This window comes from Thioclava dalianensis (assembly GCF_000715505.1).
Lineage (GTDB): Bacteria > Pseudomonadota > Alphaproteobacteria > Rhodobacterales > Rhodobacteraceae > Thioclava > Thioclava dalianensis.
Window position 1 is genome coordinate 53,058 of record NZ_JHEH01000011.1, and the last position, 23,348, is coordinate 76,405.

Annotated in this window: 26 protein-coding genes and 1 tRNA gene; 14 read left to right on the forward strand and 13 right to left on the reverse strand. The window is 62.7% G+C overall.

Going from position 1 to position 23,348, the window contains the following annotated elements; translation table 11 throughout:
* Window positions 1–2 precede the first annotated feature (2 nt).
* Complete coding sequence (gene fliP, locus DL1_RS10640) at window positions 3–746, forward strand: flagellar type III secretion system pore protein FliP (RefSeq protein WP_143081621.1); 744 nt, start codon at window positions 3–5, stop codon at window positions 744–746.
* Window positions 747–811: 65 nt separating this feature from the next.
* Here the strand turns inward: fliP and DL1_RS10645 are convergent, their stop codons facing one another.
* From DL1_RS10645 to DL1_RS10655, 3 genes are all read right to left on the reverse strand, one after another.
* Entirely contained in the window at window positions 812–1,420 is a 609-nt protein-coding gene (locus tag DL1_RS10645) for a helix-turn-helix transcriptional regulator (RefSeq protein WP_038065901.1), read from the reverse strand.
* A 268-nt stretch (window positions 1,421–1,688) separates the two neighbouring features.
* On the reverse strand, window positions 1,689–2,252 hold the full coding sequence (locus tag DL1_RS10650) for a putative glycolipid-binding domain-containing protein (RefSeq protein WP_038065902.1): 564 nt from the start codon (window positions 2,250–2,252) through the stop codon (window positions 1,689–1,691).
* A 158-nt stretch (window positions 2,253–2,410) separates the two neighbouring features.
* Window positions 2,411–2,486 (reverse strand) — tRNA-Lys (locus tag DL1_RS10655).
* Between the two features lie 106 nt (window positions 2,487–2,592).
* Here DL1_RS10655 and dapF point away from each other — a divergent pair.
* The 7 genes from dapF to DL1_RS10690 all read left to right on the forward strand — a co-directional run bounded on the left by dapF (window position 2,593) and on the right by DL1_RS10690 (window position 9,479).
* Complete coding sequence (gene dapF / locus DL1_RS10660; RefSeq protein ID WP_038065904.1) at window positions 2,593–3,429, forward strand: diaminopimelate epimerase; 837 nt, start codon at window positions 2,593–2,595, stop codon at window positions 3,427–3,429.
* Entirely contained in the window at window positions 3,426–4,685 is a 1,260-nt protein-coding gene (gene mtaB, locus DL1_RS10665) for a tRNA (N(6)-L-threonylcarbamoyladenosine(37)-C(2))-methylthiotransferase MtaB (RefSeq protein WP_038065906.1), read from the forward strand. Before dapF ends, mtaB begins: the two co-directional genes overlap by 4 nt.
* Window positions 4,686–4,809: 124 nt before the next feature.
* Window positions 4,810–5,232: an alternative ribosome rescue aminoacyl-tRNA hydrolase ArfB gene (arfB, locus tag DL1_RS10670; protein WP_038065908.1), complete on the forward strand. Its 423-nt coding sequence runs from the start codon at window positions 4,810–4,812 to the stop codon at window positions 5,230–5,232.
* Window positions 5,222–6,487 (forward strand): aspartate aminotransferase family protein, encoded by a 1,266-nt coding sequence (locus DL1_RS10675; protein ID WP_038065912.1) that lies wholly within the window; start codon window positions 5,222–5,224, stop codon window positions 6,485–6,487. Before arfB ends, DL1_RS10675 begins: the two co-directional genes overlap by 11 nt.
* Window positions 6,484–7,455 carry a phosphotransferase enzyme family protein gene (locus DL1_RS10680; protein ID WP_038065915.1) on the forward strand — a complete coding sequence of 324 codons (972 nt, stop codon included), beginning with the start codon at window positions 6,484–6,486 and terminating at the stop codon, window positions 7,453–7,455. Before DL1_RS10675 ends, DL1_RS10680 begins: the two co-directional genes overlap by 4 nt.
* 1 nt (window position 7,456) lies before the next feature.
* Window positions 7,457–7,906: an NUDIX hydrolase gene (locus tag DL1_RS10685; protein ID WP_051693484.1), complete on the forward strand. Its 450-nt coding sequence runs from the start codon at window positions 7,457–7,459 to the stop codon at window positions 7,904–7,906.
* Window positions 7,907–7,988: 82 nt separating this feature from the next.
* Window positions 7,989–9,479, forward strand: coding sequence for an inorganic phosphate transporter (locus DL1_RS10690; protein WP_177195322.1), 1,491 nt, complete (start codon window positions 7,989–7,991; stop codon window positions 9,477–9,479).
* On the opposite strand, the gene pncB is transcribed toward DL1_RS10690, so the two are convergent.
* On the reverse strand, window positions 9,476–10,783 hold the full coding sequence (gene pncB, locus DL1_RS10695) for a nicotinate phosphoribosyltransferase (protein WP_038065920.1): 1,308 nt from the start codon (window positions 10,781–10,783) through the stop codon (window positions 9,476–9,478). The two genes, DL1_RS10690 and pncB, sit on opposite strands and share 4 nt — an antisense overlap.
* Window position 10,784: 1 nt before the next feature.
* Window positions 10,785–11,384: a bifunctional nicotinamidase/pyrazinamidase gene (gene pncA, locus DL1_RS10700; RefSeq protein ID WP_038065922.1), complete on the reverse strand. Its 600-nt coding sequence runs from the start codon at window positions 11,382–11,384 to the stop codon at window positions 10,785–10,787.
* Between the two features lie 100 nt (window positions 11,385–11,484).
* On the opposite strand from pncA, the gene trhO reads away from it, so the two are divergent.
* Window positions 11,485–12,390: an oxygen-dependent tRNA uridine(34) hydroxylase TrhO gene (gene trhO, locus DL1_RS10705; RefSeq protein WP_038065925.1), complete on the forward strand. Its 906-nt coding sequence runs from the start codon at window positions 11,485–11,487 to the stop codon at window positions 12,388–12,390.
* Here the strand turns inward: trhO and DL1_RS21590 are convergent.
* On the reverse strand, window positions 12,387–12,548 hold the full coding sequence (locus tag DL1_RS21590) for a hypothetical protein (RefSeq protein ID WP_156022730.1): 162 nt from the start codon (window positions 12,546–12,548) through the stop codon (window positions 12,387–12,389). The two genes, trhO and DL1_RS21590, sit on opposite strands and share 4 nt — an antisense overlap.
* Before the next feature lie 153 nt (window positions 12,549–12,701).
* Here DL1_RS21590 and mbfA point away from each other — a divergent pair, with 153 nt between their 5' ends.
* Window positions 12,702–13,679, forward strand: coding sequence for an iron exporter MbfA (mbfA, locus tag DL1_RS10710; protein WP_038065928.1), 978 nt, complete (start codon window positions 12,702–12,704; stop codon window positions 13,677–13,679).
* On the opposite strand, the gene DL1_RS10715 is transcribed toward mbfA, so the two are convergent.
* Window positions 13,676–14,410 (reverse strand): glycosyltransferase family protein, encoded by a 735-nt coding sequence (locus tag DL1_RS10715; RefSeq protein WP_038065930.1) that lies wholly within the window; start codon window positions 14,408–14,410, stop codon window positions 13,676–13,678. The genes mbfA and DL1_RS10715 overlap by 4 nt on opposite strands.
* A gap of 45 nt (window positions 14,411–14,455) precedes the next feature.
* Here DL1_RS10715 and DL1_RS10720 point away from each other — a divergent pair, with 45 nt between their 5' ends.
* The 4 genes from DL1_RS10720 to DL1_RS10735 are packed head-to-tail and all read left to right on the forward strand — an operon-like array spanning window position 14,456 to window position 17,279.
* Window positions 14,456–15,373, forward strand: coding sequence for an AEC family transporter (locus DL1_RS10720; RefSeq protein WP_038065933.1), 918 nt, complete (start codon window positions 14,456–14,458; stop codon window positions 15,371–15,373).
* 10 nt (window positions 15,374–15,383) lie between these two features.
* Window positions 15,384–16,214, forward strand: coding sequence for an S-formylglutathione hydrolase (fghA, locus tag DL1_RS10725; RefSeq protein WP_038065934.1), 831 nt, complete (start codon window positions 15,384–15,386; stop codon window positions 16,212–16,214).
* Entirely contained in the window at window positions 16,205–16,669 is a 465-nt protein-coding gene (locus DL1_RS10730; protein ID WP_038065935.1) for a YaiI/YqxD family protein, read from the forward strand. The genes fghA and DL1_RS10730 overlap by 10 nt, the downstream gene beginning before the upstream one ends.
* Window positions 16,662–17,279, forward strand: coding sequence for an HAD-IA family hydrolase (locus tag DL1_RS10735; protein ID WP_038065937.1), 618 nt, complete (start codon window positions 16,662–16,664; stop codon window positions 17,277–17,279). Before DL1_RS10730 ends, DL1_RS10735 begins: the two co-directional genes overlap by 8 nt.
* 83 nt (window positions 17,280–17,362) lie before the next feature.
* Here the strand turns inward: DL1_RS10735 and dxs are convergent, their stop codons facing one another.
* The 6 genes from dxs to mepA all read right to left on the reverse strand — a co-directional run bounded on the left by dxs (window position 17,363) and on the right by mepA (window position 23,345).
* A complete protein-coding gene (gene dxs, locus DL1_RS10740; protein WP_038065939.1) occupies window positions 17,363–19,288 on the reverse strand; it encodes a 1-deoxy-D-xylulose-5-phosphate synthase in 1,926 nt (641 codons plus the stop codon).
* 23 nt (window positions 19,289–19,311) lie between these two features.
* Window positions 19,312–20,178, reverse strand: a complete 867-nt coding sequence (locus DL1_RS10745; protein WP_038065941.1) for a polyprenyl synthetase family protein — start codon at window positions 20,176–20,178, stop codon at window positions 19,312–19,314.
* Window positions 20,179–20,427: an exodeoxyribonuclease VII small subunit gene (locus tag DL1_RS10750; protein ID WP_038065943.1), complete on the reverse strand. Its 249-nt coding sequence runs from the start codon at window positions 20,425–20,427 to the stop codon at window positions 20,179–20,181. It lies immediately after the preceding gene.
* 370 nt (window positions 20,428–20,797) lie between these two features.
* Entirely contained in the window at window positions 20,798–21,430 is a 633-nt protein-coding gene (locus DL1_RS10755) for a queuosine precursor transporter (RefSeq protein ID WP_038065944.1), read from the reverse strand.
* A 128-nt stretch (window positions 21,431–21,558) separates the two neighbouring features.
* The gene (locus DL1_RS10760; RefSeq protein ID WP_038065946.1) at window positions 21,559–22,473 is read right to left on the reverse strand and encodes an esterase-like activity of phytase family protein; all 915 of its coding nucleotides are present in this window, start codon (window positions 22,471–22,473) and stop codon (window positions 21,559–21,561) included.
* Window positions 22,446–23,345: a penicillin-insensitive murein endopeptidase gene (gene mepA / locus DL1_RS10765; RefSeq protein ID WP_038065948.1), complete on the reverse strand. Its 900-nt coding sequence runs from the start codon at window positions 23,343–23,345 to the stop codon at window positions 22,446–22,448. Before mepA ends, DL1_RS10760 begins: the two co-directional genes overlap by 28 nt.
* Window positions 23,346–23,348: the final 3 nt, after the last annotated feature.

Below are 23,348 nucleotides of genomic sequence, written 5' to 3' on the forward strand. Positions count from 1 at the left end.
CGATGCGCGGTGCGACCCTGATCTGGCGGATCTGCCTGCCGCTGCTGGGCCTTGTACTTTCGGCGCAGGGGGCAATTGCGCAGGACATCACGCTCTCGATGGGGGAGGGCGACAGTCTGGCAGGTCGGTCGATCCTGATCATCGTCGCGATCACCTTGCTCAGCCTTGCGCCGGGGCTTGCCATCATGGTGACCGCGTTTCCCTTCATCGTCACGGTGCTGTCGATCTTGCGGCAGGCGATCGGATTGCAGCAATCACCGCCCAACATGCTGATCGTCAGCCTCGCGCTGTTTCTGACTTGGTTCATCATGGAGCCGGTTTTCATGGAAAGTTGGCGGGTGGCTGGCGCGCCTCTTGTCGAGGGCAGCATCGATTGGCAAACCGCCCTGCCCCGCGGGATAGAGCCGTTTCGCGCCTTCATGGCCAATCGCGCCGATCCCGAGACCTTCACGGCGCTTTCGGCGCTGCGCGATGGCACGCCCTATGAGGGGACGCTGAAAGACGCCCCTTTATCGACGCTCGTACCCAGCTTCATGCTCTCTGAAATCACCCGCGCCTTTCAGATCGGCTTTCTGATTTATCTGCCATTCCTGATCATCGATCTCGTGGTCTCAGCGGTGCTCATGTCGATGGGGATGATGATGGTGCCGCCTGCGGTGGTCGCGATGCCTTTCAAGCTTGCGTTTTTCGTCGTCGCGAATGGCTGGGTTCTGGTTTCTGGAGCTTTGGTGCGCAGCTATTTCTGACGCTGCAGCGCGGTCCGGTAGCGCAAAGGCATTTCGTGCCGGAGGCTCAGCGCCACGCTATCCGCTCACACGAGGCGCCGTGCTGCCGCGATGGCAAGCATTTCATTGGGATTCTTGGCGTCGAATTTACGGCAGGCCGACGCAATCCGTGCCTTCACCGCGCTTTCGCTGATCTCCAACTCGGCGGCGATCTGTTTGAGACGCAGCCCGCTGGCCCGCATGCGGATGGCCTCGGCCTCGGCCGGTGTCAGGCTCGGAGCGACCTGCGGCACATGATGAAGTGCCCGGAGCGCGTCAAGCGCCTCGTTCAACTCCGCATCCTCAAACTCTCGATCGGGATGAAAGAGCACCGCGTAGCTGCGCTTACCGATATCCTCGGCGCGGCTGAACGAGACCGAGGCCCCGAAGCCCAGCTTCATCTGACGTGACAGCGAGATCACGCCAATCGGATCTGGGAGATCGATCTCGCTCCAGCGAATGGCTCCGAAATTCGAATAAACCCAGCGCATTGCCGGGTCATGAACGTAGAGGCCAAGCTGCGTGTAGAGGTCGATCCAGCCTTGATCGAGACAGTTGATTTCATCCTCAGGCGATGAAAAGCCCACCCGCAGAGCAACGTAATACCCACCTGGCGCGAGCTTTTCGAAAACGGGCTGACTTTGCCGCAAATCCATAATTTGATCTTATCACTTTATTCTAAAAGAGCGGCACGCCGCGCCGGATCATGCCAAAAACTGGCACCTCACGTAAACTATGATCGATAAGGGTCTATGAAAACCCAAATCAGCGCTTTTCAACGCAGGCAGGTTCAGGGGCCCGGCACCGCGATGCGCAAAACGGTGGCTCACAGCTAGTCTTCCGGAAAGCGGTCATGGGCATTGCTGCCACGAAACCAGCGCCAGACGCCGACATGGTACTTAGCAAATGTCGAGAGCGCTCACGTCACGTTCGGCACATCGTCCAGAGGTCGGGATAATCAGTGATCGCTCCGAATGCGTCCGTGACGAGCGTCGCCCGGTAGTCGTGCTGCGGTGATACATAGGCATAGGTCCGGGGGCCGGTTCGATGGTAGCTTTGAGGCAGGCGCTTTACGCTCCAGTCTTCGGTGTCGAGCCACACCGCCACGCAATCCGCGCCAGTACCCTCGGATAGATCTAACCGTCTGATCGCATTGGTATTACTGGCAGGCGTAAAGCCAAGATCGATGTCGTCCAACCCCGTCATATTCGGGTCGATCTCGCCATTTACGCGCCAGTCATCTGTTCCCGCGCGTTCCAGTGTCAGATCGAGAGACATATGTCCGACCCATCCCGATACCGAAGCCCCGCGGCTTCGCCATGTGGCGTCGCAGAACAAGCGATATGCCAGATGAGCCGCCGTTCCATTCTGCGCGAACACAGCAGCGCCCTCGATTGTCCAACCCTGAGACGTCGCAGCAATGCGACACGCATCATATCCCGGTTGATCGAGGCGGCGCCAAAGGACGGTATGCACAAAACTCTCCATTTTTGCATCATACCAACTCATGTGGTTGCCGGAAGCTTCGTCCTCGCAAAGCCAACCAAAATATTTGCCCTCCAACCATGAGATAGGGACAGAGAGACCCAGCGATAGCCTGAAACGACAAAGGGCTCAGCCATCTCTGGCTAAGCCCTTGGATATGATGGTGAGCCGTGCAGGATTCGAACCTGCGACCCACTGATTAAAAGTCAGTTGCTCTACCAACTGAGCTAACGGCCCATCACACGGCGCTTCTCTATAAACCCCTGCCATGGGGGTCAAGGCTAAAAGATCGCAAAAATTGCATGTCTGGAAAAAACTTTTGCGCAAGCGTATATCGCGCTTCATGAACACTGTGCGACAGCCCCCCGGCCAGCCCTTCATGAAGATGCATGGTCTTGGCAACGACTTCGTCGTCATCGACGCCCGCACGGGCGACGATCCGGTGACGCCTGCGCTTGCGCGCGCGCTTGGCGACCGGCATCGCGGGGTGGGCTTTGACCAGCTTGCCGTTATCCGACCCTCGCAAGATACGGATTACACGCTGGAATTCTGGAATTCGGACGGCTCGCGGGCGGGCGCTTGCGGCAATGCTTCGCGCTGCGTGGGCGATTACATGATGCGTGAGCTTGATCGCGATGCGCTTCGTTTCACGACCGAGCGCGGCGCGCTTGCAGCGGTCCGGGGGCCCGACGGGCGGGTGTCGATCAACATGGGCGCGCCGATTCTCGACGCCGCCGCAATCCCGGTGCGCGCGGGGAGTGATCCGGCCCATCTGCCGCTCGACGGCGATCCGATCGCAGTTGGCATGGGCAATCCGCATTGCATTTTCTTCGTGGCCGATGCCGAGTCTGTCGATCTTGCGGGGCGTGGGCCTCTGATCGAGCATGATCCGCTCTTTCCCGAACGGACCAATGTCGAGTTTGCAACGCTAACCGGCCCCGACCACCTGCGTATGCGAGTCTGGGAGCGCGGCGCGGGTATCACCTTGGCCTGCGGCTCTGGCACCTGCGCCACCGCCGTGGCCGCCCATCTGCGCGGCCTGACAGGCAAACGCGTCTTGGTCGATGTGGATGGCGGCCAGCTTGAGATCGACTGGCGCGATGACGGGGTCTGGATGACCGGGCCTGTGGCCCATGTCTTCTCGGCCCATCTGACACCCGAATTTCTGGCCGCAATATGAGCGCGCCGGTCTTCTCCACGCTGGGCTGCCGTCTCAACGCCTATGAGACGGAGGCGATGAAAGAGCTGGCCGAACAGGCCGGGCTGACCGGGGCCGTCGTCGTCAATACCTGTGCGGTAACGGCGGAGGCCGTGCGCAAGGCCAAGCAGGAGATTCGCCGCCTTGCGCGCGAGAACCCGGACGCGCCTGTGATCGTGACCGGCTGTGCCGCCCAGACCGAGCCCGAGACCTTCGCCGGGATGGCCGAGGTCACGAAGGTGATCGGCAATCACGAGAAGATGCTGGCCGAGACCTGGACCGCGCTGACCCCGCAAGGCCCTGATTTCATCGGCCAGACAGAGCGCGTCATGGTCGATGACATCATGTCGGTGAAGGAGACCGCCGGTCACCTGATCGACGGTTTCGGACGCCACCGCGCCTATGTGCAGGTGCAAAATGGCTGCGATCACCGCTGCACTTTCTGCATCATCCCCTATGGTCGCGGCAATTCGCGCTCGGTGCCTGCGGGCGTGGTGATCGAGCAGATCAAGCGGCTGGTGGATCGCGGCTTCAACGAGGTCGTGCTGACCGGGGTGGACCTGACCTCGTGGGGGGCAGACCTGCCTGCAACGCCCCGGCTCGGTGATCTGGTGATGCGGATCTTGCGGCTGGTGCCGGATCTACCCCGGCTGCGGATCTCTTCCATCGATTCGATCGAGGCCGATGAGAACCTGATGCTCGCGATTGCGACCGAACCGCGCCTGATGCCGCATCTGCATCTGTCGCTGCAAGCGGGCGACGACATGATTCTCAAGCGGATGAAGCGCCGTCACCTGCGCGACGACGCAATCGCGTTTTGCGAGGAGGCGCGGCGCCTGCGGCCCGGTATGGTGTTTGGCGCCGATATCATCGCAGGCTTCCCGACCGAGACCGAAGCGATGTTCGAGAATTCGCTGAAGCTGGTCGATGATTGCGACCTGACATTCCTGCATGTGTTTCCTTATTCCGCGCGCAAGGGCACGCCTGCGGCGCGCATGCCTGCCGTGGCGGGCCCCGAGGTGAAATCCCGCGCGGCGCGGCTGCGGGCCAAGGGTCAGGAGGCGCTGAGCGCGCATCTCGCGCAGCAGGTCGGACAACGCCTTCGCGTGTTGACCGAAGGCCCGCGCGTTGCGCGCACCGAGGGCTTTGCCGAGGTCGCCCTTGCAAGCGATCATCCCGAAGGCAGCCTGCTAGATCTCGACATCACCGGCCATGACGGGGCGCGGCTTCTGGCCTGACACAGGCAGGCCCGCGCGCGGCTGATCGTCTCGCAGCTTCTTTTTGATCGTTCCGCCACCAATAGGGCGGGGCAGCCGCGGAAAAGGGGTTTCGTTTTTCCGGCCCTGCACTAGCTTGAGCCCTATGTTGCGTATCAATGATCAGATCAGCATCGAGGATTGGGAAATCGTCGAGACATTCACCCGGGCTCAAGGGCCGGGCGGGCAAAACGTCAACAAGGTCTCGACGGCGGTCGAGCTGCGTTTCGAGGCCGATCGCTCACCGAACCTACCCCCGCCGGTGAAGGCGCGCCTGCGGCGGTTGGCGGGGCGCAAATGGACGACGGATGGGGCGCTTGTGCTCTTGGTGCAGGACACGCGCAGTCAGGCCCGCAATCGCGAAATCGCCCGGGAGCGGCTGGCAGAGATGATCGTCAAAGCCTGTGAGCGGCCCAAGCGGCGCATTCCGACGAAACCCACCAAGGGCAGCCAGCGGCGGCGGCTCAAGACCAAGACGATCCGAGGCGAGGTCAAGGCGCTGCGCGGAAAGGTTGGCGATGGCGAATGAGCTGATCGAGCGGCGCGCGCGGCTTCTTGGGCCGAATGTCCCGACATTCTACGCCGATCCGGTCCATATCACCCGCGGTGCGGGCAGCTATTTGTGGGATGCAGACGGGCAGCGCTACCTCGATGCCTATAACAACGTCGCCCATTGCGGCCACTGCCATCCAAAGGTGGTGGAGGCGATCTCGGCGCAGGCGGCCCGGCTCAACACCCATACCCGCTATCTGCATGAGGGCATCTTGGATTATGCCGAGGCGCTGCTCGCCCGGTTTGGCCCTGGGCTGGATCAGCTTTTGATGACCTGCACGGGATCTGAGGCCAATGATGTTGCCCTGCGCATGGCACAGGCTGCGACCGGAAAACGCGGCTTCATCGCCACCGACAACACCTATCACGGCAACACCACGGCGGTTGCGCATCTCTCGACGCGACGCCCGCCCATCGGCGGCTGGCCCGATCATATCCGCCGCGTGCCTGCGCCTGACAGCCTCGCGCCGCTGGGGGGCACCGCCGAGGCACAGGCGGAGGCGTTCGCTGCGAATATCGCCACAGCCATCGCCGAGCTGGAAGCCGCAGACCATGGCTTTGCCGGGCTGATGCTCTGCCCGATCTTTGCCAATGAGGGCATGCCCGGCATCGCGCCCGGCTTTCTCGACCCGACCGTCGATCTCGTTCGCCGCGCCGGTGGGCTGATCCTGTGTGACGAGGTTCAACCCGGGTTCGGGCGCATCGGCAGCCATTTCTGGGGGCATGACTGGCTGGGGTTTTCCCCCGATGTCGTGACGCTTGGAAAGCCGATGGGCAACGGGCATCCGGTGGCGGGTGTCGTGGCACGCCCCGCAACCATGGCCGCCTTCCGCGAGGCGTTCGGGTATTTCAACACGTTCGGCGGCAATCCGGTCTCCTGTGCGGCAGCGCTCGCGGTGCTGGAGGTGATCGAGGAGGAGGGCCTGCAGGAAAATGCGCGCGATGTCGGCGCCTATCTCCTGACAGGGCTGCAAGAGCTGTCTCATCCGCTGATCCATGACGCGCGCGGACTGGGCCTGTTTTTGGGCCTTGAACTTGCCCGCGACGGCGCTCCCGCCGGAGAGGAGGCCGCCCGGATCGTTGAAGAGATGCGCGCGCGGCATGTTCTGATGGGGCGCGTCGGGCGCGCGCAGCATATCCTCAAGATCCGCCCGCCCATGGTATTTTCACGCGATGACGCGGATATGCTGCTGGCGGCGCTCGACGCCAGCTTCCGCGCGATACCGGCATGACGGACGGGGCGGATATGCTTTGGGCTGCGCATGACGCGCTTCAGGCATGGGACGCAGACAAAACCGCGCCGCGCCTTGTCAGCCATCGCGAGAATATCGTTTTTGACGCCTCTCTGAACGGGGGGCGGCGGATCGCCCTGCGGCTGCACAGACCCGGCTATCAGGAGCGCGCTGCTATTGAGGCCGAGCTGAACTGGTGTGCCGCGCTCGCCGCGCGAGGCCTGCCGGTCCCTCGCCCCGTCCCAAGCCGGACGGGCACGCTGACGGTGCAGGCAGGTCCGCGTCTGGCCTCTTGCGTGGATTGGCTCGACGGCACACCGATCGGCGCGGGAGATCAACCACTTGGGCCGGATGCCGCATCGGTCGCGCGGGATGCACGGGCGCTTGGGCGGCTGATCGCTCAGTTGCACAACGCCACGGATGCGCACCCGCCCGCGCCCTTCCCGCGCCCGGTCTGGGATGCCGAGGGCCTGCTGGGCGAAACGCCGCTCTGGGGCCGCTTCTGGGAGCACCCGGCCCTTACCCCCCCGCAGCGCGACTGTCTGGGGCAGGCCCGCGCGCTGGCTGCCGATACTTTGAAAGCGGTCACGGATTTCGGACCGATCCACGCCGATATCCTGCGCGAAAATGTGCTGAAGACCGACCGAGGTCTCGCGCTCATCGATTTCGACGATTGCGGCACGGGCTATCGGCTTTACGATCTGGGAACAGCCCTGATTCAGGGCTGGGGCGATCCGCTTTGGGCCGCGCAGGTCGCGGGTCTGACCGAAGGCTATCGCAGCCAGCGTTCGCTGCCCGATGACCAGATACGCTTGTTGCCCGTTCTCGTGGCATTGCGCGGTTTTGCCTCTGCTGGCTGGATCGTGACGCGTGCCACAGGTGACGATTCCCGTCAGATGTCGTATGTCAGGCGCGCACTGGCATTGGCCCAGCATGTGATCAACCAGACGACCCCATGGGAGCGCTAGAATGAAATGGGCAAAACGGATCGCCAAAGACCTGATCGGCAGCCGCCCCGCTTCGCTGCAAGTGGGAGCGCTGTGCACGCGCAGGATCGATGGCAAATTGCAGATCCTGCTGATCACCTCGCGCGATAGCGGGCGCTGGGTGGTCCCAAAGGGCTGGCCGATGCGCGGGCGTTCACTGGCAGGAGCGGCGCGTCAGGAAGCTTGGGAAGAAGCCGGGGTCAAAGGCCGGATCTCTTCCGAACCCGTCGGCAGCTTTCACTATGAAAAGATACTGGATGGAGGGCTTGGGGTTCCGACCGATGTGGTACTATACCACCTCAAAGTGGATCACTTGGAGAAGGTTTATCCCGAGGATCACCAACGCAAGCGGCAATGGTGCTCGCCCAGATATGCCGCAGATCTTGTCGCGGAAGACAGCCTCAAAAAGATCCTGCTGGAGTTCAAGGGCTGAGGCCGCAACAACGTCAGCGCGCTTGTACGACAGGGTCAAATCCGTTAGGGGAGCGGCTTTGTAACGCAATCATGACAGGTAGCTGACAGTGGCTTCGGACGAAAACAATCCGCCCGTCAACCAGTGGAAGACGCTCGATCGGGATCTCAAGCGGTTCGGACGCCTTGAAGCGGGCAGCCATTCGATCTCGCGCGGTCTGGTCGCACCGGGGCTGGCCCTCGCCTTCATCGTATTCGTGGGACTTGTCACAGCCGTCTTGATGGGCGGGCAGACCGGTCAGCTTGTGGTGATCGCCGCCGCCTCGATCGGCGCCTATATGGCGATCAATATCGGCGCCAATGACGTGGCCAACAATATGGGCCCAGCGGTGGGCTCGCGGGCGATCACGCTGCTGGCGGCGCTGGTTCTCGCGGCAGTCTTCGAGTCGATGGGGGCGCTGCTGGCGGGCGGCGATGTCGTCGACACGGTCGCCAAGGGCATCATCGCGCCAAGCGCCCTGCCCGATTCCTCTCATTTCGTCTGGGCGATGATGTCGGCGCTGCTGGCCGCAGCGCTGTGGCTGAACCTTGCGACATGGCTTGGCGCGCCGGTTTCAACCACCCATTCCATCGTGGGCGGTGTCGTGGGCGCCGGGATCGTGGCTGCGGGCTTCGGAGCCGTCAACTGGGACACGATGGGCATGATCGCCGCAAGCTGGGTGATCTCTCCTATCATGGGGGGCGTGATCGCAGCGCTGTTTCTCGCGCTGATCAAAAGCAAGGTCATCTATACCGAAGACAAGATCGCCGCCGCGCGCCGTTGGGTGCCGATCCTGATCGGGATCATGGCGGGCGTGTTCTCGGCCTATCTTGCGCTTAAAGGGCTCAAACATCTGTTCAAAATCAGCCTCCTCGAGGCGCTCGCCATTGGTCTCGTGATCGGTGTCGGCTGCTGGCTGATCGCGATCCCGCTGATCCGGCGCCAATCCGAAGGGCTGGAGAACCGCAAGAAGTCGCTCAAGACGCTGTTCTCCTTTCCGCTGATCATCTCCGCGGCTCTACTGAGCTTCGCCCATGGCGCCAATGATGTGGCCAATGCCGTAGGCCCGCTCGCCGCGATCGTGCACACGGTCGAGCAGGGCGACGTTGCAAGTCAGGTGGGGATTCCGTTCTGGGTGATGGCAGTGGGGGCGTTGGGCATTTCCTGCGGGCTTTTGCTGTTTGGTCCCAAGCTGATCCGTCTGGTGGGCGACCAGATCACCAAGCTCAACCCGATGCGCGCCTATTGCGTGGCGCTGTCCGCGGCGGTGACGGTGATCTTGGCCTCGTGGCTTGGCCTGCCGGTGTCCTCCACCCATATCGCGGTGGGCGGCATCTTTGGCGTGGGGTTCTACCGCGAACACTACGCCGAGAAGCGCGCCCGTGAAAAAGGCATCAGCAAGGGCAAGCCGGTTCCGCCCGAAGAGCGCAAGCGCCGCCTTCTGGTGCGCCGCTCGCATATGGTGACGGTGGCTGCGGCCTGGATCATCACGGTGCCGGCCTCGGCGGCGCTGTCCGCCGTCGTTTATCTCGTGCTGGACCGGCTGGCGTCCTAGACCACGACGTCGAACGCCTGCTGATCGCCCACGCCGAAGACGCGCTTGTAACGCGCGATTTCGGCCTCGGGGCCCATCGCCTTCTCGGGGTTGTCCGACAGTTTTACGGTCGGGCGACCATTCGCCGAGATCGCCTTGCACACAAGGCTGAACGGCGCGAGCCCGTCATCAGGCACCAGCTTGCGGAAATCGTTTGTCAGCAAGGTTCCCCAGCCGAAAGAGACCTTCACGCGACCGGAGAACTGCGCGTGCAACTCGCGGATCTTGTCGACCGTCAGCCCGTCGGAAAAGATCACCAGCTTGTCGCGCGGGTCCTCGCCACGCGCGCGCCACCACGCAATCGCATCCTCGGCGCCCGAAGCCGGATCGCCCGAATCGATGCGAATGCCCGTCCAGCCCGCCAGCCAGTCCGGCGCAAGCTCCAGAAAGCCCTTCGTGCCATAGGTGTCGGGCAGGATGATCCGCAGATTGCCCTCATGTTCCTCGTGCCAATCGGCCAGAACCTTGTAGGGCGCGCGGCGCAGGGTCTCGTCCGTCTCGGACAAAGCCGCATAGACCATCGGCAGCTCATGGGCGTTGGTCCCCACCGCCTCGATATCGCGCCGCATCGCGATCAGACAGTTCGAGGTGCCGGTGAACGCGCCGCCTTTCGCGCTGTCGCCCAGCCCCTCCAACATCGCCTGCACGCACCAGTCCTGCCACAGGAATGAGTGCCGCCGCCGCGTGCCGAAATCCGCGATCTTGAGATCGGGCAATTCGCGCAGCGCCTCGATCTTCTCCCAGACCCGCGTCATCGCCCGCGCATAGAGCACCTGCAATTCGAACTTGCCCATCCGATCAAGCACCGCGCGCCCGCGCAGCTCCATCAGGATTGCGAGCGCCGGGATCTCCCAGAGCATGACCTCGTGCCACTTGCCCTCGAAGGTCAGCTCATATTGCCCGTCGCGTTTCTCAAGATGGTAGGGCGGAAGCTGGAAGCCCTCGAACCATTCCATGAAATCCGAGCGGAACATCTGCCGCTTGCCGTAAAACGTGTTGCCGCGCAGCCATGTGCTCTCGCCCCGTGCCAGCCGCAGCGAGCGCGCATAATCCAGCTGCTCACGCAGTTCACCTTCATCGACCAGCTCGGCCAGACGCACCGATTTCGTGCGGTTGATCAGGCTAAAGGTCACCTGCGTGTCCGGATGATTTCGGAAAATCGATTGACACATCAACAGCTTGTAGAAATCCGTGTCGATCAGTGACCGCACGATCGGGTCGATTTTCCATTTGTGATTGTGAACGCGCGTGGCGATATCGACCATGTCAGTGCTCCAGTTTGACGCCCGCGGCGGTCATTGCATCACGGGCCGCGTTGAGCGACCCCTCAAGATCGATCGCCCGGCAGGCGTCCTCCAGAACCCGTGCCTCAAAGCCAAGGCGCGCCGCATCCATCGCCGACCAAGCGACGCAGAAATCGAGCGCAAGCCCGACAAAGGTCAGCTCCTGTGCGCCGCGCGCGCGCAGATACCCGGCCAGCCCTGTGACGGTTTCGTGGTCATTCTCGAAAAAGGCGGAATAGCTGTCGACCTCGGGCCGGAAGCCTTTGCGGATCACCAGATGTGCAGGTCCGGTTTCCAGGTCGGGGTGAAAAGCCGCGCCAGAGCTGCCTTGCACGCAATGGTCGGGCCAGAGCGTCTGCGGCCCATAGGGCATGTCAATCTGCGTAAAGGGTGCGGCGCCGGGATGTTGCGAGGCGAAAGAGGAATGCCCCGCCGGATGCCAGTCCTGCGTCAGCACCACTGTGTCGAACTCACCCATCAGCGCGTTCACCCGCCCGATGATCTGGTCCCCGCCCGTCACCGCGAGCGCGCCACCGGGGCAGAAATCGTTTTGCACGTCGATGACGATCAAGGCCTTGGTCATGGTTTATCCCCCAAAAACTTCCCCAATGGGTAGGGGGATGCCACGCCATGGTCAATCCGGGCCTTGCCAGATCGCCCCTCTCGGCGCTAAGCCGCGTGTCATGTATATCGTCGCCGCCCTCTATCACTTCACCCGGTTCGCAGATCCCGCAGCGCTCAAGCCTGCGCTTGAGGGTCTGGCGCAGTCGCATGGCGTGAAGGGCTCGCTGCTTTTGGCACGCGAAGGGGTCAACGGCACGATTGCCGGGCCCCGCGCCGGGATCGACGCCGTGCTTGCGCATATCCGCGCATGGCCCGGATGTGGGGATCTGGAATGGAAGGAAAGCAGCGCCCCCGAGATGCCCTTCGGTCGGATGAAGGTACGGCTGAAGCGGGAAATCGTGACCATGGGGATCGAAGATGTCGATCCGCGCGCCCGTGTTGGTCACTATGTAGAGCCCTCGGATTGGAACGCGCTGATTGCCTCTGACGACACGGTGGTGATCGACACGCGCAATGATTACGAAGTCGAAATCGGCACGTTTCAAGGCGCGATAGACCCGCAAACAAAGACCTTCCGCGAATTTCCCGACTGGTGGCGCGAGAATGCCCATCGCTTTCACAACAAGCGTGTCGCGATGTTCTGCACCGGCGGTATTCGCTGCGAGAAGGCCACGAATTTTCTGATCTCGGAAGGGGTCGAGGATGTCTATCACCTCAAGGGCGGCATCCTGAAATATCTCGAAGAGGTACCTCAGGCCGAGTCACGCTGGGATGGTGATTGTTTCGTCTTCGATGGCCGCGTGAGCCTGCGTCATGGGCTGGAGATCGGGGAGTATGACAGCTGTCATGCCTGTCGCCGCCCGGTCTCTGCTGAGGACAAGACGCGCCCGGAATTTGAGCAGGGCGTGTCTTGTCATCGTTGCATCGCCACCTTCTCTGACGCGGATCGCGCACGTTTTCGCGAGCGCGAGCGTCAGATCCGGCTGGCCGCCGAACGGGGCGAGCCGCATCTCGGGCGCGATTAGCGCTGGATGCGAACCTGCGTCACCGAGCCGCTGGCTTGCGTGACCTGATGGTTGCCGCCCTGAAAATCGAGGCGCGGCAAGTTGAAATCCCCGATACCGGCCGATGCGGCACTGGCACTGAGAACGGCGAAAACAAGGGCGGTTGCGATACGTTTCATGGTTCTTCTCCATAACTGAACTGATTGGTTCAGAACTCAATATGAACTGTTCGGTTCAGTTTTCAAGAGAAACTGAACTGCATAGTTCATAAATCCGCATTGCATTTCTTGCATGGCTTGCTACTTTAGAAACGTTCTAAAGAAGGATAGCCCATGTTCGCCGGTTTCACCTCCCGCCGCCGGTTCGCGGATCTCTCCGAACAAGAAGTGCTCGCGCTTGCGATCTCTTCCGAGGAGGATGACGCGCGGATCTATCGCCAATACGCAGAGCATTTGCGCCATGACTACCCGGCGTCGGCCAAGATCTTCGACGGGATGGCGGCCGAGGAAGACACCCATCGCCGCCGCCTGATTGATCAGCACGAAGCCCGTTTCGGCACCGTCATTCCCCTGATCCGGCGCGAACATGTCGCGGGGTTCTACGCGCGCAAGCCGGTCTGGCTCACCCAGAACCTCTCGCTTGAAACGATCCGGGGCGAGGCCGAGGCGATGGAGCGCGATGCGGGCAAATTCTACACGCTGGCCGCCCAGCACAGCACCGATTCCGGCACGCGCAAGCTGCTGGGCGATCTGGCAGCCGCGGAACTGGGCCATGAGGAAGCCGCCAAGCACCTGACCCAGACGCATCTGCCCGAGGACGCGAAAGAGGAAGAGGACCGCAAGGCGCATCGGCAATTCATCCTGACATGGGTGCAGCCGGGGCTTGCGGGGCTGATGGACGGGTCGGTCTCGACGCTGGCACCGATCTTTGCGACGGCCTTTGCCACGCATGACCCTTGGACGACGTTCCTTGTCGGGCTTGCCGCCTCGGTCGGTGCGGGCATCTCGATGGGCTTCACCGAAGCGGCCCATGATGACGGGGTGATCTCGGGCCGTGGCTCGCCGCTCAAACGCGGCCTTGCCTCGGGCGTGATGACAGCGCTTGGCGGGCTCGGCCACGCCCTGCCCTATCTGATCCCGGATTTCTGGACGGCGACCTCAATCGCCTTCATCGTCGTGTTCATCGAGCTGTGGGCCATCGCCTGGATCCAGAACCGCTTCATGGAAACGCCATTTCTGCGCGCGGCGTTTCAGGTCGTGCTCGGCGGCGCATTGGTCTTTGCAGCCGGTGTTCTGATCGGCGGCGGCTAAAGGTTGCGGACCTTTTCGTAAAAGACGTGATTGGCGGCGCGCGCTTCCTCAAGGATGTCGCGCCGCTCGGCCCGCCCCAGCGCGTTTTGCCAGTCCTCAGGTACCGCCATCACCGGCGGCTCCCGAAAGCCGTTGAACTTATCGGAAAACGGCACGCAAAGCACTTTGCGCCCAAGAGCCATCGCCCAAAGCGTGCCGTGATAAGAATTGCTCACCACCGTCTCCCCGCGGGCCATATGCGCAATCGCCTCGGCCATGGAGATGTCGTGATTGTCGCGCGACGGATAGGTGTTTTGCGCCGCAACAGAGCCTGATTTGCGGGCATGCCAAAAGCAGACCACCTCGGTCTCGGGCGCGGGGGCCGCATCAAAAAGCGGCGAGAGCAGCGAGGCGCAGGGCACATAATCACAGCCAGCCCGCCCCCAATCTCGGCACCCGATCAAGGCGCAATGCGGCGCGATGATATCGAACATCAGGCCGCGCTGTTGCGTCTCGGAGATCCCAACACCCCAAATCACCTTGTGACGCGCCGCAGCCCCGTGGTTCACGACCGCATCGGCGCATTGGTTAAACACCTGCCCCCCGCCCAGAACCAGCAGATCGCAGGGCGGCACCGGCGCGCTGAAATCTCGGAACTCGGACGGGCCAAAATCCAGATAATTGCCCGGTGAACATGCGAGGTCGCCGACATTGGGCGTGTGACGCAGATGCTGAAATACCGTTTGGCTCATAGGCAGAGACTAGCGCCCCTCGCGACCGCATGCTAGCGCTTGGTCATGCTGGAGATCTTCCTCAAGACCTTGCCGTTTTTCGCCCTGATCGGGCTGGGCTGGTGCGCCGGAAAGGCCCGGTTTTTCCCGCCTGAAGCCTCTGTCTGGCTGACGAAATTCGTCTTCTTCTTCCCGCTTTCGGCGATGATCTTCAAGTTTTCCGCAGCGCTCGATCTGCGCACGCTGTTCGATCCAGCGTTCATGCTGGCCTATATCACGGGCTCGGGCGCGCTCTGGCTGCTCACCTTTGGCGTGGCCAAAGCGCGCCGCGAACCCACGGTACTTGCGGCGATGGAAAGCAACACGTCGATGACCGGCAATACGGGCTTTCTGGGCGTGCCAATGCTCGCGGTGATCCTTGGCCCCCAAGCGGTCGGGCCGATTCTGATGGTGCTGAGCTGCGATCTGATCGTCTTCACCTCGATCATCACGATCATCGTCACCGCCACACGCCACGGCAAAGTCTCGCTGGCGCCAATCGTATCGGGGCTGATTGGCAACCCGATGATCATGTCGATGGCCGCAGGGCTGATCTGGGCGGGCTTCAGTCTGCCGATGCCCGGCCCGCTCGACGATTTCGTGACCATTCTCGGGGCAGCCGCGACCCCCGGTGCGCTCTTTGCCATCGGCGCCTCGCTGGCCGACAAATCCGCCGAGCGCCCCGGCCCCGCGCTTTGGCTGTCCTTCGGCAAGCTGATCTTGCATCCCTGCGCGGTTGCGATCACGGCGCTGCTGATCTTTCACGTCGATCCCTTCGCGGCGGGCGTGATGATCTGCGCAGCCGCCCTTCCCGTCGCTGGCAATGTCTATATTCTGGCGCAGCATTTCGGCGTGGCACCGCAGCGGGTCTCGGCTGCCATCTTGTTTTCTACCGCCGTCTCGATCCTGACGATTCCGGCGGTCATTCACTGGGTCCAAGGATAGGAGAGACGCGATGAAAACGATCTCGGAAAACCGCTGCTTCGATGGCGTACAGGGGGTGTATTCCCACCACTCAAACGCCACCGGCTGCGAGATGACCTTCGGCCTTTTCCTGCCGGCCGAGGCCAAGGACGGTCCCGTTCCGGTCCTGTGGTATCTCTCGGGCCTGACCTGCACCCATGAAAACGCGATGACGAAATCGGGCGCGCAGGCCTATGCCGCCGAGCACGGCATCGCCTTGGTTTTCCCCGACACCTCGCCGCGCGGCGAAGGGGTGGCCGATCACGAAGATTACGATCTGGGTCAGGGCGCGGGCTTTTACGTCAACGCCACCCAAGACCCTTGGGCGCCGCATTTCCAGATGTGGGATTACATCGCGCAGGAATTGCCTGATGCGCTGGGTGCCGCCTTCGCAATCGATACCGAGCGCCAATCGATCACCGGTCATTCGATGGGCGGCCATGGGGCGCTGACGCTGGCGATGCATATGCCCGAGCGGTTCCGCTCCGTCTCGGCCTTCGCACCGATTGCCAATCCGACCCAAAGCGACTGGGGCCGCAAGCAGCTCGGCGCCTATCTCGGCGCGGATGAGCAGCTTTGGGCCGCGCATGATTCAAGCCTTTTGATGCGCGAGCGCGGCTTTGACGGCTCGGTGCTGATCGATCAGGGCAGCTCTGATCAATTCCTCGACCTGTTGCGGCCCGAAGCCCTGTCCGAGGCGATGGCCGCGCGCCGCCAGCCCGGCACGTTCCGCATGCAGGCAGGCTATGATCACAGCTATTGGTTCGTCTCGACCTTCATGCCCGATCACATCGACTTCCACGCCGAGGCGCTTTGGGCGTGATCTGGATCGATGCAGATGCCTGCCCGGTCAAAGCCGAGGCGGAACGGGTCGCCACGCGGCTCAGCATAAAGCTGATGATGGTCTCGAATGGCGGGCTGCGGCCCTCGCCAAACCCGCTGGTCGAGATGGTCTATGTCGATCGGGGCCCCGATGTCGCCGACATGTATATCGCCGAGCGTGCGACGCGCGGCGATGTCGTGGTTACCAACGATATCCCGCTGGCCGCGAAATGCGTCGAAGCGGGCGCGCGCGTGCTGCGCCCCGATGGCGAGGCGCTGACCCCTGCCAATATCGGCAATGTGCTGGCCACACGCGATCTGATGAGCGATCTGCGCTCTGCCGACCCGTTCCGTCAGGGCGGCGGCAAACCCTTTTCCAAAGCTGACCGGTCGCGCTTTTCCGACGCCCTCGACAGGGTTGCGCGGGCCGCCCAAAGAGAGGTTTCCAATGGTTGAAGCGGTGATTTTCGATATCGGCAATGTGCTGATCGAATGGCAACCCGAACGCTATTACGACGCGCTGATGCCGCGCGCCGAGCGCGAAGCGATGTTTGCAGAGGTCGATCTGCATGCGATGAATGACAATATTGATCGCGGCGCGCCGTTTCGCGACACGATCTATGACTGGGCCGAGCGCTACCCGAAATGGCGCGACAAGGTCCGGCTGTGGCATGACGACTGGATCAAGATGGCCAGCCCCGGCATCGAGCGCTCGCAACGTCTGATGGCGGCGCTTCAGGCCAAGGGCATCCCGGTCTTCTCACTGACGAATTTCGGCATCGGCAGCTATGATCACGCCGCGCAGTTCTACCCGTTCCTGCGCCAATTCGACCGCGATTTCATCTCGGGGCATATGGGGGTGACCAAGCCCGACCCGAAGATCTACCAGATGCTCGAATCAGAAACTGGGTTGTCCGGCCATCAGCTGATTTTCACCGATGACCGCGCCGATAACATCGCAACGGCGCATACGTTCGGCTGGAAGACCCATCTCTTCGAGGGGCCCGATGGCTGGGCAAAACGGCTGATCGATGAGGGGCTGCTCAGCGAGGCCGAGGCCGCGTAGCCCTCTTCCTCTTGATCCAAATATCCCCCGGGGGAGCGAGCCAGTTGGCCCGCGGGGGGCAGAGCCCCCCATCCGTCACGCCGTCAGGCGCGCTTGGCCACCGCCACGCCCATCAGGTCAAGCACCTTGGCTTCAATATGGGCCGCGTCCATTCCGGCGTCGCGATACATATCCTCGGGGCTTGCATGGTCGATGAAGCTGTCGGGCAGCACCATCGAGCGGAATTTGAACCCGTGATCGAACACGCCCGCATCCGAAAGATACTGCGCGACATGGCTGCCAAAGCCGCCGACCGCGCCTTCCTCGATGCACAAGATCGCTTCGTGCTCGGCAACAAGCTGGTCGATCAGCGCGGTATCGAGCGGCTTGGCAAAGCGCGCATCGGCAATCGTGGGGGCGATGCCGCGCGCCGCAAGGGCCTCACGCGCCTTGAGCACTTCGGCCAAGCGGGTGCCGTAAGAGAGGATCGCGACGCGCTTGCCCTCCGAGATGATCCGGCCCTTGCCGATCTCGAGCGGCACGCCCGCCTCGGGCATCTCCACGCCCATCCCCTCGCCACGCGGATAGCGGAACGCAATCGGCCCGTCATCATAGGCCGCAGCCGTGGCGACCATGTGGACCAGCTCGGCCTCGTCGGCGGCGGCCATCACGACCATGCCCGGCAGGCTGGCCATGAAGCCCACATCGAAAGCGCCCGCATGGGTCGCCCCATCCGCGCCCACAAGCCCGGCGCGGTCGATCGCAAAGCGCACCGGAAGGCGCTGAATGGCGACATCATGCACGATCTGGTCATAGCCGCGCTGCAGGAAGGTCGAGTAGATTGCGCAGAACGGCTTCATCCCCGACGCCGCAAGCCCGGCCGAAAAGGTCACCGCGTGCTGCTCGGCAATCCCGACATCGAAACAGCGGCGCGGGAATTGCTCAGCAAACATCTTCAGACCCGTGCCATCGGGCATCGCGGCGGTCACAGCGACGATCTTCTCGTCCTTATGTGCCTCGCGTGTCAGGCTTTGCGCAAAAACCTTGGTGTAGCTTGGCGCATTGCTCGTCGATTTTTTCTGCTCGCCCGTCACCACATCGAATTTAGAGGTGGCATGACCGCCATCGGCGCGGCTTTCGGCGGGCGCATAGCCCTTGCCCTTCTTGGTCAGCACATGGATCAGCACTGGCCCCTTGGCGCGGGCCTTGAGCATCCGCAGCACCGGCATCAACTGATCAATGTCATGCCCGTCAATCGGGCCGACATAGGTGAACCCCAGCTCCTCGAACAAGGTGCCGCCCATCGCCATGCCCTTGAGCATTTCCTTGGCGCGGCGGGCCCCCTCTTGCAGCGGCTCGGGCAGGAAAGTCCGCACCGCATTCTTCGCGACATCCTTGAGGTCCTGCACCGGGCTTTCGGCATAAAGCCGTGTGAGGTAGCTCGACAGCGCACCCACGGGCGGCGCGATCGACATCTCATTGTCGTTGAGTACCACGAACACTCGCTTGCCCAGATGGCCTGCGTGGTTCATCGCCTCGAAAGCCATCCCCCCCGACATCGCACCGTCACCGATCACGGCAATCGCGTCGCCCGTCTCGGCACCCAGTTCACGGCCCATCGCAAAGCCCACTGCGGCTGAGATCGAGGTCGAGCTATGGCCCGCACCAAAGGCGTCATAGGGGCTCTCGGAGCGTTTGGTGAAGCCCGACAGCCCGTCCTTCATCCGCAGCGTGCGAATGCGGTCGCGACGCCCGGTGAGGATCTTATGCGGATAGCATTGGTGGCCGACATCCCAGATGATCTTGTCGCGCGGCGCATCGAACACCGCGTGCAAAGCAACTGTCAGCTCGACCACGCCGAGACCCGCGCCCAGATGCCCGCCGGTTTGCGACACCGCCGAGATCACCTCCGTGCGCAGCTCATCGGAGAGCTGCTTCAGCTCAGCATCACCCAATCCTTTCAGATCGGCGGGCAGGCGCACGCGGTCAAGCAAGGGGGTCACCGTCAGGGAATTGGCGCTATCGCTCATTTTATTGGCTGCTTTCGGCTCGATCAGGTCTTACGGGAAATAACGAACTGAGCCGCATCCCGCAAGTTTTGTGCGCGCGCGCCATAGCCCGAGAGCGCATCCTGCGCCGTCTCGATCAGCTCCGCCGCACGGGCTTGGGCGCCGTCCAGTCCCAGAAGCGACACGAAAGTCGCCTTGCCAGCATCGGCATCTTTCCCGACACGCTTTCCGGTCGCGGCCTCATCGCCGGTGACGTCAAGAATATCGTCGACGATCTGGAAGGCGAGGCCAAGCGCCTCGGCATAGGCGCGCAGCGCGCTCTGATCGGCACCGGCCAGAATGGCCCCGGACCGCGCCGAGAAAGAGATCAGCGCGCCGGTCTTGCCCGCCTGAAGATCGATGATCTGTTCGAGCGACAGCGGCGTCGTGGCGCTTTCGGCCGCGATATCCAGCGCTTGGCCGTGGCACATGCCCGCCGCGCCCGACGCTTTCGCGAGCGCCTCGACCAGCGCAATGCGCCGCTCGGGCGGGCCAAGCACCGGATCGCAGCACAGTTCGAAGGCCAGCGTCTGCAAGGCATCCCCGGCCAGAACAGCGGTCGCATCGTCCCATTTCACATGGATCGTCGGCTGGCCGCGCCGCAGATCGTCATCGTCCATGCAGGGCAAATCGTCATGTACGAGCGAGAAGGCATGCAGCGCCTCGACCGCCGAGGCCGCGGGCATCGCCTGCGCCTGCGGCAGGTCGTAGAGTGCCGCACTTTCCAGCACCAGAAAGGCGCGCAACCGCTTGCCGCCTTGCAACGCGTAATGCATCGGGGCGCGCAACGGCCCCTCGGGCTGGCGCGCCACTGCGATATCGAGCGCGGACTGAACCGCCTTCTGAATGTCGAGAAGCCGTGTCTGGAACATTTAGGTGCCGTCTACCGGGGCCGTGCCCTGAACGGAGCCATCGGCCCCAAGCGTGATCTTCTCGACCCGCTCTTCGGCCTCCTTGAGCAAGCTGGCACAGCGCGCCTTCAAGGCCGCCCCGCGCTCATAAAGCGCAATCGACCGGTCCAGCGCCACATCCCCATGCTCCAACTGGCCCACGACCTCTTCAAGCGCCTTCATGGCCTGCTCGAAGCTGAGCGTTTTCACATCTGGCTCTTCGTTGCTCATCCACCTGCTCCCTTAACGTTCTTGGGATGCCACCAAAGCGGCTCAAGGTCCAGCCCCGGAGCCGGTCTGCGTGAAAAATCGCGCGCCTGATAGCATAATGCCGCACAGCCATATCGCGCCTACAAATATACGGAAAGGGCCGTCTCGCTATGAGACGGCCCTCCGAGATCTACGGAGATGGTCCGGTTAGGGTCCGAAGGATCCAGCCGTCCCAGTCAGGGTTCTTTTGCCTCAGGGTTTGCCCTCAGGCCACGGCCCCCCTCACTGTCCCGACACCTCTCTCCACTATCACTCTAGACACTGGACCACCTCCTTTCATGCGTTGCCGTTATCCACAGCCTGCCACATATTTTGTGTGTGGCAAGAATTTTTACGCAAATCTTGGAGAAAGTTTGGTGACAATTGTCTTGAAAGGCAGCAGAGCGATGAAAGTCAGGGCAAGTTTTACAAGCCAATCCGCACAGGCAAGCGACACCCAAAGCGGAACCATCGGACCAAGGCCCAACAGCGGCAGGGTCTCGTTGGCCCAATCCACATTATTGCTCGGTTCGAGAAAGCTCAGGCTGGCCGAGAACGCGATCGAGAAGAACAACAGCGTATCGAGCGAGGCGCCGATCAGCGTCGAGACGACAGGCGCGCGCCACCACACGCCGTTGCGCAGCTTGTCGAAGACAAACACGTCGGTCATCTGAGCAAACAGGAACGCGGTCCCCGAGCCCATCGCGACCCGCAGCGACACGGCGGGGTATTGGAACCCGTCGCCCTGAAGCATGATCTGGGTGCCGATCAGCGAACAGAGCACCCCCACGACGAACCCTGCGAAAACGACTCGGCGCGCAGCCGCCGGGCCATAGATGCGGTTCATCACGTCATTGACGAGAAAGGCGAAGGGATAGGTGAACGCGCCCCAAGTCAGCCAGTCGCCGACGAGGAACTGCACCAAGATATTGGAGGCCACGACGACGATGGCCATGGCAATGATGCCAGGAAGAAAGCGGGTCATAACTGCATCCGTTTTTACATGGTAGCGGGGACATGGCCCAGAACGATCCCGGGCAAGGGCGCGCGATACGCCGAAGTGACCTTTCCGTCAATCCATTTTCGTCAGGAAACGAAAGGCGCCCTGCTGCCTTACTGCGCAGGCGGCAGTCGGTATTCGACGATTTCGGTGCGTTGCAGGAAATGCCGGAAATTGTCGTCCGAGATCATCGTGAGGCGGATCGCGCCGGTGTTGTCGCGCCAGACCGAGATCCCTTCCAGATTGTCATGCCGCCCGGCCCCGGTCTGGATCAGCACCTTCCCACCCGAGATATGATCGCCCTTGATATCGAACACCTGCACCCGCGTGAGAAAGCCCAAAAGCCCCCAAAAATCCCGCTCCAGCAGATAAAACCGCCCGTCCGGCCCGAAATCGGCACCGACCGGAAGCCATGTCCCGGAGCGCGGAATCGAGAAGGGCTGGCTCCATTTGCCATTGCGATAGCGCCAGACCGGATAGGGCCGCGTCAGCGCGCCCGAGCGTTCGGGCATCGTGTAGAGCGCACCATCCGGGCCGATGGCCAAAGCCTCGAGCGAGGAATTGTTTTGCATATGTTTGAACGCCTCGGGACGCGGCAGGCGCTGTCCCGGGCCACCATCTTTCGGGTAATGCATCACCCGGGCAATGCCCTCGAAGGAAATGTAGACCGAGCCGTCAGGAGCCACTGCAAGCCCCTCGGAATCGCCCGAATGCTTGGCCAACACCCTGCCACCCGCCCCGTGCAGCGCCACCGGTCCTTCGGTCAGGTGAATACCGGTGATCCGCTCATCCGCATCACGCTGAAACTCGCCCCGCCAGATCGTGGCGCGGTCCGATTGCGTGACAAAGCTGCGGCCATGCGGTCCCAGCTCAAGCCCCGAGAAGCCGCCGAACTGCGCCACTCCCGGCATCTGCCAGTGATAGGATTGCAAGAAAACGGCCTTGCCCGTCGAGGCGGCGAGCGCAAGCTCGGCCAGCCCCAGACACAGCGCAGCTGCAATCAGCGCGAGGAGAGAACGGCGCGACATTGCTGCGGCAAATCAGACATCACATAGGTACGCGCGGTTTTCTTGGGCGGTCCGGGCTTCTTCTTAGGTGCCGGGCCGGTGCGCTTGGGCGGATTGAGGTAATCGGTCACCCACCAGTTCAGAGTCTCGTCACACCCGTCGCCGCCTTTCGAGAGCGCCGCTACGGTCGGCTTTTGCGTCTCGCAATAGCGCGCACCGGGCGGGCATTTCAGCCGCACGTGGAAATGGGTGTTATGGCCGTAGATCGGGCGGATCTTTTGCAGCCACGCCCGGTCATTGCGCGGCACGGTGTTGCACATGTTGATCTTGACGGCCGCCGCCACGAAGATCCGGTCAACGCGCGGATCAGAGGCGGCGTGACGCAGCAGCGCCAAATGCTGCGGCGTCCAGTTGCCGTTGACGCGGGTCTGATCCGGCGTGCGCACCGAGATCGACGAGATCCGCTCGCGCTCGGCCCGGCTCAGGTTCAGCCGCTGCGGCGGGAGCATCCAGATATCGGCGTCCAAGCCGATCTGATGGCTCGCATGGCCACCGGTCATTGGCCCCCCGCGCGGCTGGCTGATATCGCCGATATAGAGCCCCTTCCACCCCGGCAGCGTGGCGGCGTAGCGCGACAACTCCTGAAGATAGCTCAGCATTTCTGGCTGGCCCCAGTTGCGGTTGCGCGACAGGCGCATCGCCTGCCACGTCGGCCCGCTCTCGGGCATCGCCTGTAGCCCCGCCGCACAGCCGCGCGAGTAGAAACCGATCGGCGCGGGGGCCTGCTGCGAGGGCTGCGTCTCGGCGCCGAACAACTGGCGCGCCAGCGGCTCGGCCAGAGACGGCCCGGCCAACAGGCTGGCAGAGAGGGCGGCAATCAGAATGCGGAGCATGAC

Bases quoted from the DNA above. Each gene is read 5' to 3' on its own strand.
- fliP (WP_143081621.1), top strand. From the start codon at position 3: ATGCGCGGTGCGACCCTGATCTGGCGGATCTGCCTGCCGCTGCTGGGC.
- DL1_RS10645 (WP_038065901.1), bottom strand. From the start codon at position 1,420: ATGGATTTGCGGCAAAGTCAGCCCGTTTTCGAAAAGCTCGCGCCAGGT.
- DL1_RS10650 (WP_038065902.1), bottom strand. From the start codon at position 2,252: ATGGAGAGTTTTGTGCATACCGTCCTTTGGCGCCGCCTCGATCAACCG.
- dapF (WP_038065904.1), top strand. From the start codon at position 2,593: ATGAACACTGTGCGACAGCCCCCCGGCCAGCCCTTCATGAAGATGCAT.
- mtaB (WP_038065906.1), top strand. From the start codon at position 3,426: ATGAGCGCGCCGGTCTTCTCCACGCTGGGCTGCCGTCTCAACGCCTAT.
- arfB (WP_038065908.1), top strand. From the start codon at position 4,810: ATGTTGCGTATCAATGATCAGATCAGCATCGAGGATTGGGAAATCGTC.
- DL1_RS10675 (WP_038065912.1), top strand. From the start codon at position 5,222: ATGGCGAATGAGCTGATCGAGCGGCGCGCGCGGCTTCTTGGGCCGAAT.
- DL1_RS10680 (WP_038065915.1), top strand. From the start codon at position 6,484: ATGACGGACGGGGCGGATATGCTTTGGGCTGCGCATGACGCGCTTCAG.
- DL1_RS10685 (WP_051693484.1), top strand. From the start codon at position 7,457: ATGAAATGGGCAAAACGGATCGCCAAAGACCTGATCGGCAGCCGCCCC.
- pncB (WP_038065920.1), bottom strand. From the start codon at position 10,783: ATGGTCGATATCGCCACGCGCGTTCACAATCACAAATGGAAAATCGAC.
- pncA (WP_038065922.1), bottom strand. From the start codon at position 11,384: ATGACCAAGGCCTTGATCGTCATCGACGTGCAAAACGATTTCTGCCCC.
- trhO (WP_038065925.1), top strand. From the start codon at position 11,485: ATGTATATCGTCGCCGCCCTCTATCACTTCACCCGGTTCGCAGATCCC.
- DL1_RS21590 (WP_156022730.1), bottom strand. From the start codon at position 12,548: ATGAAACGTATCGCAACCGCCCTTGTTTTCGCCGTTCTCAGTGCCAGT.
- mbfA (WP_038065928.1), top strand. From the start codon at position 12,702: ATGTTCGCCGGTTTCACCTCCCGCCGCCGGTTCGCGGATCTCTCCGAA.
- DL1_RS10715 (WP_038065930.1), bottom strand. From the start codon at position 14,410: ATGAGCCAAACGGTATTTCAGCATCTGCGTCACACGCCCAATGTCGGC.
- DL1_RS10720 (WP_038065933.1), top strand. From the start codon at position 14,456: ATGCTGGAGATCTTCCTCAAGACCTTGCCGTTTTTCGCCCTGATCGGG.
- fghA (WP_038065934.1), top strand. From the start codon at position 15,384: ATGAAAACGATCTCGGAAAACCGCTGCTTCGATGGCGTACAGGGGGTG.
- DL1_RS10735 (WP_038065937.1), top strand. From the start codon at position 16,662: ATGGTTGAAGCGGTGATTTTCGATATCGGCAATGTGCTGATCGAATGG.
- dxs (WP_038065939.1), bottom strand. From the start codon at position 19,288: ATGAGCGATAGCGCCAATTCCCTGACGGTGACCCCCTTGCTTGACCGC.
- DL1_RS10745 (WP_038065941.1), bottom strand. From the start codon at position 20,178: ATGTTCCAGACACGGCTTCTCGACATTCAGAAGGCGGTTCAGTCCGCG.
- DL1_RS10750 (WP_038065943.1), bottom strand. From the start codon at position 20,427: ATGAGCAACGAAGAGCCAGATGTGAAAACGCTCAGCTTCGAGCAGGCC.
- DL1_RS10755 (WP_038065944.1), bottom strand. From the start codon at position 21,430: ATGACCCGCTTTCTTCCTGGCATCATTGCCATGGCCATCGTCGTCGTG.
- DL1_RS10760 (WP_038065946.1), bottom strand. From the start codon at position 22,473: ATGTCGCGCCGTTCTCTCCTCGCGCTGATTGCAGCTGCGCTGTGTCTG.
- mepA (WP_038065948.1), bottom strand. From the start codon at position 23,345: ATGCTCCGCATTCTGATTGCCGCCCTCTCTGCCAGCCTGTTGGCCGGG.